This window comes from Patescibacteria group bacterium (assembly GCA_038063375.1).
In the GTDB taxonomy this organism is placed as follows: domain Bacteria; phylum Patescibacteriota; class Minisyncoccia; order Phycocordibacterales; family JANLHH01; genus JANLHH01.
Window position 1 is genome coordinate 3,167 of record JBBTVG010000005.1, and the last position, 14,427, is coordinate 17,593.

At 46.8% G+C, this 14,427-nt stretch carries 10 protein-coding genes; 5 read left to right on the forward strand and 5 right to left on the reverse strand.

The genetic code is table 11. The features are described 5' to 3' along the window. Positions 1-247 precede the first annotated feature (247 nt). Positions 248-940, reverse strand: a complete 693-nt coding sequence (locus tag AAB523_00795) for a ribonuclease HII (GenBank protein ID MEK7555807.1) — start codon at positions 938-940, stop codon at positions 248-250. A gap of 276 nt (positions 941-1,216) precedes the next feature. On the opposite strand from AAB523_00795, the gene AAB523_00800 reads away from it, so the two are divergent. From AAB523_00800 to AAB523_00820, 5 genes are all read left to right on the forward strand, one after another. Further along, positions 1,217-4,402 carry a DNA polymerase III subunit alpha gene (locus AAB523_00800; GenBank protein MEK7555808.1) on the forward strand — a complete coding sequence of 1,062 codons (3,186 nt, stop codon included), beginning with the start codon at positions 1,217-1,219 and terminating at the stop codon, positions 4,400-4,402. A gap of 30 nt (positions 4,403-4,432) precedes the next feature. Beyond that, positions 4,433-4,777, forward strand: coding sequence for a DUF5674 family protein (locus AAB523_00805; GenBank protein MEK7555809.1), 345 nt, complete (start codon positions 4,433-4,435; stop codon positions 4,775-4,777). Further along, entirely contained in the window at positions 4,774-5,073 is a 300-nt protein-coding gene (locus AAB523_00810) for a hypothetical protein (protein MEK7555810.1), read from the forward strand. The genes AAB523_00805 and AAB523_00810 overlap by 4 nt, the downstream gene beginning before the upstream one ends. 252 nt (positions 5,074-5,325) lie before the next feature. After that, positions 5,326-7,089, forward strand: coding sequence for a threonine--tRNA ligase (gene thrS, locus AAB523_00815; protein MEK7555811.1), 1,764 nt, complete (start codon positions 5,326-5,328; stop codon positions 7,087-7,089). 24 nt (positions 7,090-7,113) lie between these two features. Next, a complete protein-coding gene (locus AAB523_00820) occupies positions 7,114-7,773 on the forward strand; it encodes a hypothetical protein (protein MEK7555812.1) in 660 nt (219 codons plus the stop codon). A 488-nt stretch (positions 7,774-8,261) separates the two neighbouring features. Here the strand turns inward: AAB523_00820 and AAB523_00825 are convergent, their stop codons facing one another. From AAB523_00825 to pheS, 4 genes are all read right to left on the reverse strand, one after another. Further along, the gene (locus AAB523_00825; GenBank protein MEK7555813.1) at positions 8,262-10,352 is read right to left on the reverse strand and encodes a DNA topoisomerase subunit B; all 2,091 of its coding nucleotides are present in this window, start codon (positions 10,350-10,352) and stop codon (positions 8,262-8,264) included. 164 nt (positions 10,353-10,516) lie between these two features. Then, positions 10,517-11,101 (reverse strand): C39 family peptidase, encoded by a 585-nt coding sequence (locus AAB523_00830; protein ID MEK7555814.1) that lies wholly within the window; start codon positions 11,099-11,101, stop codon positions 10,517-10,519. A gap of 1 nt (position 11,102) precedes the next feature. Beyond that, positions 11,103-13,445, reverse strand: coding sequence for a phenylalanine--tRNA ligase beta subunit-related protein (locus AAB523_00835; protein ID MEK7555815.1), 2,343 nt, complete (start codon positions 13,443-13,445; stop codon positions 11,103-11,105). Next, a complete protein-coding gene (gene pheS, locus AAB523_00840) occupies positions 13,429-14,181 on the reverse strand; it encodes a phenylalanine--tRNA ligase subunit alpha (protein MEK7555816.1) in 753 nt (250 codons plus the stop codon). Before pheS ends, AAB523_00835 begins: the two co-directional genes overlap by 17 nt. Positions 14,182-14,427 lie beyond the last annotated feature (246 nt).

The following is a 14,427-nucleotide window of genomic DNA, read 5'->3' on the forward strand; positions in this document are numbered from 1 at the left end:
CTGTCAGTGCATCCGTCTTGCCCCTGTTCATTGCTCACCTCTTTGAAATGTAGCGATTGAAGGTTATTTCAACAAGCGAGGAGTGCGTGGAAAATTCTGACCTGCCTTGCCGGCAGGCAGATTTTACACAGCATCCGAGTGAAGTTGAAACAAGGAGTTTAATACTCTTTATATGTTTTTTGAGAACCCAAAGAACTAAAAACGCACGAATGCGTCGTTTACCACATAATGCATAATACACGGTTTCCTACCTTAAGTCAACCCCGATAGTGAATTTTGGCATAACGCGCTTCTGGCGCGCACTTCGTGCAATGCCAAAATCTACTACGGGGTCAACCCTTTTAAGGAAACTCTTTCGATGTATGGGAGAAATGCCATGTTGTTTGATACGCTCCATGTGCTCCTTTGTTCCATAACCCTTGTGTTGAGGAAAGAGATACTGGGGATACTGCTTTCCATACCCCGTCATTTTTCTGTCACGCAACACTTTCGCCGCAATGGACGCGAGCGCAATGAGGATTTCTTTCTCGTCCCCTTTGATGATGGTTTTCTGGGAGACATATTCTTCGGGCGCCACGAGGCCTCCGTCAAGAAGGACGCGACACATTTTTGGATCGCATGCCAGTTTCATCAAAGACATCTTCATTGCTTTCTTGAGCGCGTACGAAATACCGTGCCGATCTATCACCCGCGAACTTACAAAAGAAACATGATATATCAATACTCCGCGCCTTGTTTCCTCTCTGATGCGCGCAAACCATTCCTCGCGTTTCTGTGCCGAGAGTTTCTTTGAATCCTTGACGGAGCGAAACAAGCGCGAGAGCTTGCGTGCCGGCAGTGCGCTTGCCATCACCCCCACGGCCACGGGTCCGGCCAGAGGACCTCTCCCCACCTCATCAATGCCAATCACATATTTCACGCTCCGGATCACGTTCCCCATACCACTATCATAGCAAATTGTTAGAACCCATCTCAATAATAATGGCTTATAGAAACGCTTGGATTTCGAGCGAAAAAAACGAAGCGGGAGGAGGCATATCGGGATATGCTGACGAGCGATGAGCTTTTTGCAGCCGAAATCCAAGCGTTTGGATAGCCAAGCGATTCTTTTTTCCATGATTTGACACACAAACACTTTTATTGTTATTCATATTTTAAACGGTTATTACTGAGATGGATTCTAGGACTTTTTGCTTTCTGCTATAATAGTGGAATCATGGATACGAAATTCGTACACCTCCATACCCACAGCCACTATTCCCTTCTTGACGGGCTCTCAAAGATTGACGAAATGGTGGCACTCGCTAAAAAATATGACATGCCGGCGCTCGGGCTCACCGATCACGGCAATATGCACGGCGCCATTGAATTCTACAAAACATGCAAAAAGAATGGCATCAAGCCGATCATCGGCCTTGAAGCATACGTGACGCCCGGGTCGCGCCACGAAAAACGCGCCGGCATAGACACGACACGTTTTCATCTTACGCTCCTTGCTAAAAACAATACCGGCTATAAAAACCTCATCAAGCTCGTTACGTACTCGTACCTTGAAGGATACTATTACAAGCCGCGCATTGATAAAGAGCTTATGCGAAAATATTCCGAGGGACTCATCTGTCTTTCCGGCTGTTTCGGCGGCGAGCTCTCGCGGGCTCTGCGCGCCGGGAACACGGAAGAAGCAGAGCGCGTCATCGCGGAACACCAAGATATTTACGGCAAGGAAAACTATTTCCTTGAGGTCATGAATCACCCGGGTGTTCCAGGCATTGAAGAGGTGAAGCGAGGTATTATTGCGCTCTCCCGGAAATTGAATGTCCCTCTGGTCGCCACCCAAGACTCGCATTATCTCCATCACGAGGACGGCCGGGCGCACGAAACCCTGCTTGCCATTCAAACCAACACCAACCTTCAAAGCAGTGATCGTTTTTCCATGAGCTCCGATGATTATTCGTTCATTGATACAAAAAAGGCTTTTGAATACTTCAAAGAAATTCCCGAGGCGGTGGAAAATACGCAAAAAGTTGCCGACATGTGCGACATAGAACTTGAGCTCGGCACGTGGGTATTCCCCGACCTCAAGATCCCCGAAGGCACCACCTATGATAGCGAGTTAAGGCGCCTCACTCATGAAGGTATCAAGCGCCGCGGCCTTGAAGAAACAAAAGAGGTTATGGATCGCATTGAATATGAATTTGATATCATCAAGACAAAAGGATATTCTCCGTATTTTTTAGTCGTAGCCGATCTTCTTAAGTTCGCGCGCGAGCGCGGTATATTAACGACCGTCCGCGGTTCCGTGGCCGGCTCCATAACCACCTACCTGCTTGGCATTACCAATATTGATCCGCTTGAATATAAACTGCCGTTTGAGCGGTTCTTAAACCCGGAGCGTCCCTCCGCTCCCGATATTGATATGGATTACGCGGATAATCGGCGTGATGAGGTCATAGAATATGCAAAACAAAAGTACGGCGAGGATAAAGTCGCGCAGATCGGCACCTTCGGTACCATGCTTGCGCGCGGTGCTGTCCGAGACGTGGCGCGTGCGCTGGGGCATCCGTATGGAATCGGTGATCGCATCGCAAGGCTCATCCCGATGGGCTCGCAAGGATTCGCCATGACCATTGACCGAGCGCTCAAAGAGACGCCGGAGCTCAAGGATATGTATAAAAAAGAAGCGGAAACCAAGGAAATCCTTGATTTGGCGAAACGCCTTGAGGGATGCGTCCGCCATGTCTCGGTCCACGCCGCCGGTGTGGTTATCTCCCCCACTCCGCTCTCCAATTTTGTACCGCTCCAGCTTGATCCGCGCGGCGGAAAAATAATTACCCAATATGACATGCATGCGGTAGAGGACGCGGGGCTTCTCAAATTTGACTTCCTGGGTATTCGCAACTTGGCAATACTGGAAAACGCGGTGCATCTGGTAAGAGATCTTGAAGGCATACATATAGATATTGAACGTATTCCCTTTGATGACGTCAAAACATTTGAGATGCTGGCACGAGGCGAGACCATGGGTCTGTTTCAATTAAACGGCGCCGGCATGACACGCTATCTGAAAGACCTCCGGCCTTCAACTATTCACGACATCAATGCTATGGTGGCGCTCTATCGCCCCGGACCGATGGAAAATATCCCGCACTATATTTCACGCAAACACGGCAAAGAGCCGATTGCTTACCTTGACCCGCGCATGAAGAGCATCTTAGAGCGCTCCTACGGCGTGATCACCTATCAGGATGACGTGCTTCTCATTGCGATCAATTTGGCGGGATATTCATGGCTTGAAGCCGACAAACTGAGAAAGGCCATGGGAAAAAAGATTCCGAAGATCATGGCCGAACAGGAAGAAAAATTCGTCAGCGGTTGTATTGACGGAGGAATGTCTCCCGCGAAGGCGCTTGAGCTCTGGAAGCTGATTGAACCCTTTGCCGCCTACGGGTTCAATAAAGCGCACGCGGCAAGCTATGGGCGCGTGGCATACCAGACCGCCTACATGAAAGCGAACTTCCCCGCTCTCTACATGACCGCAGTGCTCACCGCGGAAGCCGGCGACGTTGAAAAAATATCGGAAATCATCGCTGAGTGCAAACGCATGGGTATCCCTGTACTCCCTCCGGACGTGAATGAAAGCTTCAGTGATTTTACCGTCGTGCGAAAAAAGGAAGAGCAAGATAGAATCCGTTTTGGACTTTATACCATCAAAAATCTCGGTTCGGATATTTCAGATGCGGTCATTGCAGAGCGCGAGCGGGGGGGGAGATTTGCATCATTTGCGAATTTCTTGGAACGCATTCTGCATCGCAATTTAAATAAGAAATCCTTGGAAGCGCTCATCCGTTCCGGTGCTCTTGACGCTTTCGGCGAGCGCGGGCAGATGCAGGGCAACATGGACGAAGCGCTCGCCTATCACAAAGAGCACAGCACAGGAAACAAAAGCCAAACATCGCTTTTTGGTCAAATGTCAGACCAAAGTACTATCACTAAATTTAGAATGAAAGAGGCCGCGCCGGCGACACAGGATGAAAAGCTGGGGTGGGAAAAAGAGCTTTTGGGGCTCTATGTTTCCGGACACCCTTTAGAAAAATACCAGGAACGCTTCGCGAAGCGAGATACGAATATCAAAAAAATAAAAACGGAATTGCGCGAGGGCATGATGGCGGTTATTGCCGGTATTGTGGAGGAAGCGAAAGAGGTTGTTACAAAAAAGGGCGACCGAATGGCATTCATGAAAGTTGCCGATTTCACAGACACCATTGAAGTGGTGGTGTTTCCCAAGCTGTTCGTTGAGAGCAAGGGCCTCTGTGTGGCAGACAGGTGTGTTGCCATCAAAGGCAAGATTTCCGAACGAAACGGCGAAAAAAGCTTGGTTGCCGAAGGAATAAAAGAGTTGTAAACAAAGATAATTTGGTGGATAATAGAGATTATGAATATCGTTGTCGTGGAAAAAGAAGTATCCCTTGCAGACCTCAAAGTAGTCGCTCAAGAATTTTACCAAACGATGATCAAAGGCGTTGTGGATATTGAAAAGGAGGTTGTCGCATTCGGCGGGGAATATCACATTGACGCGAATCAAAAACTTACCGAGCGCGATTCAGAGCAAAAAAATATCTGGGGGTTCAACGTATATCTCAACCGGCCGCGCGATACTTGGATTGAATACATTTCGCTCATCAATATCCGTCCCTCTGAGGGGAATACTGCTATGGAAGTTTCCGACCCGAAGATTCGCGAACGGATAAAAAAAATTGTTGACGCAAAAATCATATGAACAACAAGCGCACCTCATTATTTCTTATGGCAAATTTAGGCGCCGAGGTCTCGCGTATCATTTCCGCGCAAGAACAAAAGGATGCTGATACAGCTTCCACAGCGCTTGCACGGGCCGAGAATATCCTGGACGAAATCACTCGCCTGCCTGATATGCAACCGCGAGCACAAGAACTTAAAACGCTTAGCGAGGTGCTACGCTCTCTCGCCGCACCTATTTCATCGCACGCCATTTCCCCCGCTCATCTCAAATCCTACTTCACGCCGTTTGCAATGCGATTGATGGCAGGCAGATAACAACAGCGAAAAAGCATCGTCAGTGAGGATGAAAAATGAAAAGGGTGCCTGACCCCCTTTTCTTCTGACCCCCTTTTCTTGCCCTTTTCTTTGATACTGGCTTGGGGAAAACCGTTTATGTGGCTTCATGATAACCTCCGTAAAAATTTCAAGGTAGGTGAACTCTAGGCAAAGACTACCTCGTAAACATCAATTTGGCAAGAGACGCATAAACTTCAAAAATAGAAGAAAAACTGGTATAGTTTACAGCATATGGAATCAGAAAAACTATCGGCAATACGGCACTCCTTGGCTCATCTTTTGGCGACGGCGGTGCTTGAAAAATACCCCGACACAAAACTTGCCATTGGCCCCGTTATAGAGAATGGCTTTTATTACGACTTTGAATTCCCTTCTGGAGTCTCTATTTCCCCCGAAGATCTGAAGGAATTCCAGAAACGAATGAAAAAACTCACCAACAAAGGATTGCCTTTTGTTGGGCGTGAGGTCTCTCTCAAAGAAGCACGCGAGATATTTGCCGGTCAACCTTATAAACTTGAACTCATTGACGAATTTTCAAAAGAAGGACAGACGCTCACCGCGTATACAAACGGCGACTTTGTTGATCTGTGTCGCGGAGGGCACGTGAACAATACCGATGAGCTTAATGCCGACGCGTTCGCGCTCACCCATACTGCAGGAGCGTACTGGCGAGGCAAAGAGAGTAATAAAATGCTCACGCGTATCTACGGCCTGGCGTTTGAAACAAGAGAAGAACTTGATGCGCATATCGCGGCGCTTGAAGAGGCGAAAAAACGCGACCATAGAAAGTTGGGACGTGAACTTGATCTGTTCACCTTTTCAGACCTTGTAGGCCCGGGACTTCCCCTTTTCACGCCAAAGGGCACCGCTATGCGCGACGCGATCATTGAAAAAATACACGATATACAAAAAAAGTTTGGCTATCAAAACGTGTGGATTCCGCACATTACCAAAAAAGAGCTCTATGAAAAGAGCGGCCATTGGGAAAAATTTGGTGATGAATTATTCAAGGTGAAAGGAGTGTCGGATACTGAATTTGTGATGAAGCCGATGAATTGCCCCCATCACACGCAGATATACGCGAGCCGCCCTCGCAGCTACCGCGACCTTCCTATTCGATTCACCGAAACAACGGCCGTATACCGCGACGAGCAAGCCGGTGAACTATTGGGTCTTTCGCGCGTGCGCAGCATCACCCAGGATGACGCGCATATCTTTTGCACCATTGATCAAGTTGAACAAGAAGCAGGGAACATTATATCGGTCATTAAAGAATTTTACGAATCTCTCGGCATGTGGGGCACGAAAGGATCATGGGTATCACTTTCGGTGCGTGATCCAAAGACGCCTGAAAAATATTTGGGTGATAGCGCTCATTGGGACATGGCAGAAAATATTCTGGAGAAAGTGGCGCACAATGAAAGTGTTCCTTGTAAGCGTGTTTCGGGAGAAGCGGCATTCTATGGCCCTAAGCTTGATTTCATATTTAAGGATGCCCTGGGAAGAGAGCGTCAACTGGCAACCATACAACTTGACTTCGTCATGCCGGGGCGCTTTTCACTTGAATACACCGATGAACAGGGCAAAAAAGAAACTCCTGTTATGATCCACCGTGCTATTGCCGGCTCTTTAGAGCGTTTCCTCGCCGTGATCATTGAACACTTTGCGGGAGCTTTCCCGCTCTGGCTTTCCCCTGTACAAGTGAAGGTGCTTTCCATTGGCGCGGCGCACAAAGAATACGCGGCAAAAGTATACGCGATGCTTCGCGAAACGGACATACGTGCGGAACTTGATCTTTCTGATGAAACGCTGGGCAAGAAAATACGCAACGTAAAATTAGAAAAAGTTCCTTACTTCATCGTAATCGGTGATCAGGAAGTAGGAGGTGAGCAGATCACCGTAGAGAGTCGTGATCGAGGAAAAATCGGCATAACAACCGTTGATGAATTTACCCGCAACATGAAAGAAGAAACAACGAGCCGAAATGTATATTAAAAACTAATACAAAGTAGAAAGATTATGTCTTTATTTTCTCAAAAAATTTCTGTAGCAAACGACTCCTCAAATCAGAAAAATCCTATTGGAATATTGAAAAAGACGATTCGGGTGACCGTTGGTATTTTCATTATCTTCATACTAATCTCTACTGTCACGTCGTTTATATTGCCACTTGAGTCGACAGATGATTTAGCATTTCTTATGGCAATGGTAGGAATGGCTATTTTTCTCGTGTTCATACTCCTTATAGCAGCACTATTATTCTCTTTGGGTATTACGCTATTTGTCCAAAAAAGTAAGCCCCTGAAACAACGTGAAGAAACGCTGGCTGTGAATATCGCTCAAAAACAGTTACCCATTGAGCCTCAAGAAAAAAGAAGGGGTCTAAGAAAAATTGGGGGGTTACTTTTATCCATAAGTTCAGTTATATTGATTCAACTAGCAATCTATTTTTTCCTTCGTGGAGAGTTTGTTGGTTACACCCGCCAAGTATTTTGGCTTCTTCTTGTGTCATCAGTAATACTTATTATATTTCTTTTCTGGGGAATATCATTAATATCGGAAAAAAGAGATGCCCTGCGTTCTATTGATTCATGGGGTAATTTGTATCAAAAAATTGCCGGTTGGCTCATTATCAGTTTTGTGATTTCTATCACTCTGCTTCTTTTTGTCGCAATTTGAGTTTGAAACTAACAAACTAAAATCTAGAGCAATACTTCAATAAACACCTCTCATGCATAAAGAGATGATGAAACACACAAAAGATACTCATAAGAGAAATGTTTAATGAAGAAGCTTTCCACAAAGCGGTTGCGCCAATACAACAAGTATGGTATATTCTGGAACAGTTTGTACCAATCAATTAAATCTTAAACGAAAGAGGGTGAAAAAATGCTGAAGATGATGCCGGAGAAAGGGACGACCTGCGGTGGAGAAAACTGCAATAAAGAGGTCGCTCAAAGACAGTTTTCCCTGCGTATGGGAACCGAAGACAAACCGATATACTTTTGTTCTCCCAAGTGCGTTTCTCGGCGCGGTCATGAGGAACCCGTTGGATGTGATTTCACTCCCGACTGGGCCATAGGGCAAGCCTTGGCCACATAAAAACAAAACCCCCGCAAATAAGCGGGGGTTTTCATTTGAGACAGAAGTATCCTCCTCTGATTATCTCACACGTCAATGTTTGCCATTTTTGCGTTTGTCTGGATAAATGCCTTGCGCGCCGGCACATCGGTTCCCATCAAAGTATCAAATACTCGATTAGCTTCCTCTGCATCGCTAATCATCACCTTTTTCAAGATCCGCGTTTTAGGATTCATGGTTGTTTCCCACAGCTCATCGGGGTTCATCTCGCCGAGACCCTTGTAGCGCTGGAGAGAAATTTTTGGTGCTTTCTTTGCGGCAGTACTCTCTCCTTCGCCCTCTTCTGCCTCCTCTGCCTCTTCCCCTTCTTCAGGAGCTCCTCTCTCCTCTTCAACCACTTCGCTGTCTTTGCCTACGATCTTATTTTTCTCCTCTTCCGTGTACGCATAGACGACCTCCTTGCCTTTTTTGATCTTATACAACGGAGGTTTTGCAATATACACGAATCCTCCCTCAATGAGAGGCTTGAAATAGCGGTAGAAAAGTGTGAGAAGCAGTGTCGTTATGTGTGCCCCGTCAACATCGGCATCGGCCGCACAAATGATCTTCCCGTATCGAAGCTTAGAAATATCAAACGTATCACCAATAGCGGTCCCAAGCGCAATTACCAGCGCTTTAATTTCCGTTGAGGCAAGCATTCGGTCAAGCCGCGCGCGTTCCACATTCAATATTTTCCCCCGGAGCGGCAAGATCGCTTGTGTGCGCCGATCACGCCCCTGCTTGCTTGAACCGCCTGCGGAATCTCCCTCAACAATGAATATTTCCGCTTCTTCCATATTTCTGGTCTGACAATCAGCCAGTTTTCCGGGAAGCGTCATTCCTTCCAACGCGCCTTTTCTTAACACGGAATCCTTTGCCGCCTTTGCCGCCTTGCGAGCCTTGAGGGCCAATACCACTTTATTAACGATCGCTCTCCCGTCGTCGGGGTTTTCTTCCAAAAATTCCGAAAGCGCCTCGCCGAAGACCGTTTCAACGGCACCGCGAGCCTCTACGCTCCCGAGTTTTGCTTTTGTTTGTCCTTCAAACTGAATTTCTTTGAGTTTGACCGAGATGACGGCGGTAAGACCCTCAAGCACGTCGTCTCCCGTGAAGTTTTCTTCGCTTTCTTTCAAGATATTGCTTTTGCGCGCGTAATTATTCAAACCGCGCGTGAGCGCTGTCTTAAAACCGGTCACATGCATACCTCCTTCGGGGTTATGAGTGTTGTTGGCAAACGGCACCAATCGTTCGGAAATATCATCAACGTATTGAAATGCCACTTCCACTGCAACGGCGCCCGGCCCTTCCTTGTCTACGTAAAAGATGTTTTTGTGGATCGGTTTTTGGTTTTCATTATAATGCTTTACCAGTGAAAGCAATCCCCCTTCAAAATAAAATGATGTTGAGGGCACTTGCAGGCCAAGTTCGCTCAAATAAAACACTTCTTCATCCTCTATTTTTCCTTTATACTCCCGCGCGTCAATAATAGTAACGAGCATGCCCTTCACGAGATACGCCTGCTGACGAAGATGGCCCGTGATCCTTTTCCAATCATAGGCGATCTCTTGAAAGATTTGAGGGTCAGCATCAAAAGTAACAATGGTGCCATTCAGTTTTGAGGGACCCAGTTTCTTTACTTTTGCTTTCTGTTTGCCTCGCGCGTACTCCTGCATATACTTGCCTCCATCACGATGTACTTCTACTCTGGCATAAGACGAGAGCGCGTTTACCACAGAGGCACCGACGCCGTGAAGACCGCCTGTCGCTTTGGCGTACCCATCACCGCCAAATTTACCGCCGGCATGAAGCGTTGTCATCACGGTCTCAAGCGCGGACACTTTTGTCTTCTGATGAATATCAACGGGAATACCGCGGCCATTGTCTGTAATGCGCACGCGATTCTCGGGCAAGAGTACAACCTCAATATGGTCGGCATAGCCACCCATAGCTTCATCACGGCCGTTATCAAAGATCTCCCAAATGAGGTGATGGAGACCCTCAAGACCGGTGGAGCCGATATACATACCCGGACGCTTTCGCACCGGTTCAAGACCCTCTAAAACGGCGATGTCCTCCGCTCTATAATGGTGTCCGTTGCCCTTTGTTTTTTCCGCTTTATCGTCCTTATTTTTAGCCATAAAATGAAATAGCCTCTCCTGCGAGTAGCCAACCTTGATTATTTTCATTATAACAGAAATCCCCTTACAATGAAAGGGATTTTACACGTTTCTAGGGTGGATAAAGGATACCAAAAACCCTTTGTTATGCCGTCGCTCGGATTGAATAAAAATCTTCACTCGCTTTACTTGTTTCGATTTTTATTCCGTTCCTCGCTAGGCATAATAAAAATAGCCATTTTGCGCCATTCACGCATGAATGTTTCCTTGTCCACAAAGAGGTGTTGCCCCCTTTCCCTGGTGGTTGATTCGGGATCGTGATAATACAATCCAGTAATCGCGCCTCTGTCTTCTTCGTAACCGGTTATGACGACCATGTGGAACTTTGTCTGTCCTAAAATGTGTTTAGTAGCGGACACGATGACAGGATGATTACGGCGCAGTGCGTCAATGATAGACGCCATTCCCTTCTCCGGGTCCATCTTTTCTTCGCGATGCGCCTCGAGTCCGTACTCTTTCGCAAGTGCCACAAAATAATCATGCACCCATCCCCACGTGGAGTATCCGCCCTCTCCAGAACCTTTCTTGATGAGTTCATCAAGAGATGCGGTATCTACTTCATAAAAATCAAGCACCATTTTCGCGCACGCCATTCCGCATGCTCTCGGCATCCAGTATTTGTCTTCCACGTCAAGAAATTGGGAATAGTATGGCACTTCCAGTTTCATTGCGCTTCCATTTTTTATGTTTGAGTTTGACTTACTATTCATATTATCTCACTTCCCACCCGGGATTACGGTTCATGGTTCTTGTAATGGTTTCCATGATGGTATTTACTTCTTCGTCAGTGAGCGTGCGTTCATGCGACTGGAATACCAAACGAAAAGCATAGGATATCCTTCCTTCTTTTTCAAAAACATCAAAGAGTTTCGTACGCACCAAGAGTTCTCCCGCTTTCTTATCAATAATTGAAAGCACGTCACTCTCTTTTGTTTCAGCTGGAGTCCACACCGCAATGTCGCGCGATACGAACGGATAAAGAGAAATCTTTTGATACACATGATCTTCTTTAGAATACGGGCGCATAGCACCGTAATCTGCCGGTTGCCGAAGTTTCCCGAGGAGCATATCCATGTCAATTTCTACTACCGCTCTTCCCCCGTCCTGTTTTATGTCCATGTCAAAACCGATTCCTAGTTCTCCGGTTAAAACTTCAACCATTTTTTCTATTTCTTGGCGTGGCTTCTCATCCTCTACTCCGATTGCCAAAAGTGTCCTCTCTTCAGAAATGCCGTTAAACGCTTTCCCTATCTCAAATATCTTCACGCTTTCAAGGCCTAAAAGCGGGGCATTTCTGGAATTTAATTCAAGACTCTTGAACAAATTGTCTTTCAGGTCATTTCTTAAAAATCCCTTGTCAGCCGCTATGGGGTTTTGGAGCGCCACTTCCCCGCTGTCCGAAAATGAAGACGTATAAATCTCGGAAAATCCTTCGCGTGCTAAAATGGTGCGAATTTTATTGGCGTAGAAAAAAGATTTATTGACCGGAGCTTTTTCGCTTACCGCGGAAAGAGTCTTGGCGGGAATTTTGTCATATCCATACGTCTTGCCTATTTCTTCAATCAAATCTTCCTTGATGCGGATGTCCAAACGTTCATGTGGGATAGTTACCGCGAAACGTAATTCTTCTTTTGCGATCATTTTTCTGTATCCGACGATATTTTTGAATTGCCCGCTTGAAACCAAATCTTCAACAACTACCTTCCCTTCATATCTCGTGGCGTGAATAATTTTTCCGTCTCCCACATACAACCCGCAATGATCAACGCCTTCCGGAATTTTTACGCCCTTCATGAATTCAATCGTCTCGTAATATATTTTTCCATTTTCGGTATTTGAAAAAACAACGTCACCGGGTAAAAGGATGGATGCTTCTATTTTTTCTCCAAAAGCGTACTGATCAACAGCCATACGCGGGACCGCGACTCCCGCTTGCGCGAATAGATATGCGACAAAAGACGAGCAGTCAAAGGCCTTTGGCGCGTCGTATACGACGCTTGCCCCGTATTTATACGGAACACCTGCCAATTTTTGCGACAAAGAAACAACCTCTTCCACCGGATCAACTATCTTGTATGTAAAATCAAACTTCTTGAAAATTGATTCAATTTCATCTTGCGAAACCGATGTACCGAGAACCTGGCTTATCTCGCCTGCGGAAACACCGACAATGTACGCCGCCGGTTGACGCGGGTAGATATCAACAATATCCCCGATTTTTGTCTTGTCGTCGCCGGCAATTTCCAAGATAATGCTTGCCACGCTCTCTATCGCCTCTTTGGTTTTTTCCGGAGACAATTCGTTTTCAAACCTTTTTGAAGAATCGGTTTGAACGCCGAGATGTTTGGATGTTTTTCTGACATTAGCCGGAGAAAAGTTTGCCGCTTCCAGAATGATGTTTTTTGTTTCCGAATCCACTTCCGCTTTCTTGCCACCCTTTATACCGGCGATGGCAAGTAGCTCCTTGTCGTCGGCGATAATGAGCGTATCTTTATTCAAAACCAATTCCTTGCCGTCCAAAGTTGTTATTTTTTCTCCGACATTGGCGTTCCTTACCGTAATCGTTCCATCAACCTTATCGGCGTCAAAGGCGTGAAGCGGTTGCCCCAGATCAAACATGACGAAGTTCGTCGCATCCACAACGTTATTGATTGATTTCTGTCCGATTGATTCAAGGCGGCCCTTAAGCCAGTCAGGCGATACCCCAACTCTGATATCTTCGATCACAAGCCCCGTGTATCTTTTGCATTGCCCCGATTCCGTAACGTTGATATGCAAAATGCGCTTCGCTTTTTCGCCGGAAACCACGAGAAGCTTTTCTTTTTCAATGATTTTTGTCCCTAAATGAACAGAGAGCTCGCGCGCCACTCCGCGATGAGAAAGACAATCGTGCGCGCGGTCCGGCAAGACTTTTATGTCAAAAATAAAATCATCGCCTTTTTTTTCAACCGATTCAACTTCAAACGCGTGAAATATCAAAAGCTCCGCGACTGTGTCTGCGGACGGAAGTTTTTCTTTAAAATAAGTTTGAAGCCAGTTATACGAGATGATCATATGAGAACTGGTTAACGAGTCTTAGATCCCCGGAATAAAGAAGTCTCACGTCGTCAATGCCGTATTTAAGCATCACCAGACGATCAACGCCTCCTCCGAACGCGAACCCCTGGTATTTCCTGGAATCAATCCCCGCGCCGTTTAAAACATGAGGGTGCACCATGCCGGCGCCCATGACTTCAATGAACCCGGTTTTTTTGCAAAGCGAACATCCTTCGCCGCCGCACTTAAAACAGGACACGTCAATCTCAACACCGGGTTCCACGAACGGGAAAAAACTTGGGCGAAAACGAATCGCCGTTTTTCCGCCGAAAAGTTTCTTAAAAAAAAGTTCGAGCGTTCCTTTCAGGTGCGCGAGGGTAACATCTTCGCCGACGACAAGACCCTCAACCTGGTAAAACTGCACTTCGTGCGTGGCGTCCGTCGCTTCGTGCCGAAAAACTTTCCCGGGCACCACGATTCTAAGCGGCGGCTTGTTTTTCTCCATATAATGAACCTGCACCGGCGAAGTGTGTGTTCGTAGTACCGTCTGCTCCACGCCCTTCAACCAAAATGTGTCTTGCATGTCACGCGCGGGATGATCCTTCGGCACATTGAGCGCGTCAAAATTGTAATACTCCGTTTCTATCTCAGTCCCCTCCGCAACATCAAATCCAAGTTCATGAAAAATACGCACCACGTCGTTGATGACCTGGGTAATAGGGTGGAGATGACCGTTCTGCGGGTCTTGCTTCATATGGAGGCTATTATATAGCAAATTATGGGGTTTTTCTATGCTTCGGCGTCACCGCAAAATCTCGCTCGCATACTCGCTCTTTAGAAACCCACGGTTTCTAACGCTTCGCTGTTTTCCTCCACGGGGGAACGTATTCCCCCGACCCCCCTTACGGATTTTTGGTGCCACCTTGTTCCGGAGAGCGGAACTTTGGCGTCACCGCAAAATCTCGCTCGCATACTCGCTCTTTAGAAACCCACGGTTTCT

Excerpts from the sequence above, each read along its gene's own strand:
- AAB523_00830 (MEK7555814.1), bottom strand. The coding sequence starts at position 11,101 with ATGAATAGTAAGTCAAACTCAAACATAAAAAATGGAAGCGCAATGAAA.
- AAB523_00820 (MEK7555812.1), top strand. The coding sequence starts at position 7,114 with ATGTCTTTATTTTCTCAAAAAATTTCTGTAGCAAACGACTCCTCAAAT.
- AAB523_00795 (MEK7555807.1), bottom strand. The coding sequence starts at position 940 with ATGGGGAACGTGATCCGGAGCGTGAAATATGTGATTGGCATTGATGAG.
- AAB523_00835 (MEK7555815.1), bottom strand. The coding sequence starts at position 13,445 with ATGATCATCTCGTATAACTGGCTTCAAACTTATTTTAAAGAAAAACTT.
- AAB523_00825 (MEK7555813.1), bottom strand. The coding sequence starts at position 10,352 with ATGGCTAAAAATAAGGACGATAAAGCGGAAAAAACAAAGGGCAACGGA.
- pheS (MEK7555816.1), bottom strand. The coding sequence starts at position 14,181 with ATGAAGCAAGACCCGCAGAACGGTCATCTCCACCCTATTACCCAGGTC.
- AAB523_00805 (MEK7555809.1), top strand. The coding sequence starts at position 4,433 with ATGAATATCGTTGTCGTGGAAAAAGAAGTATCCCTTGCAGACCTCAAA.
- AAB523_00810 (MEK7555810.1), top strand. The coding sequence starts at position 4,774 with ATGAACAACAAGCGCACCTCATTATTTCTTATGGCAAATTTAGGCGCC.
- AAB523_00800 (MEK7555808.1), top strand. The coding sequence starts at position 1,217 with ATGGATACGAAATTCGTACACCTCCATACCCACAGCCACTATTCCCTT.
- thrS (MEK7555811.1), top strand. The coding sequence starts at position 5,326 with ATGGAATCAGAAAAACTATCGGCAATACGGCACTCCTTGGCTCATCTT.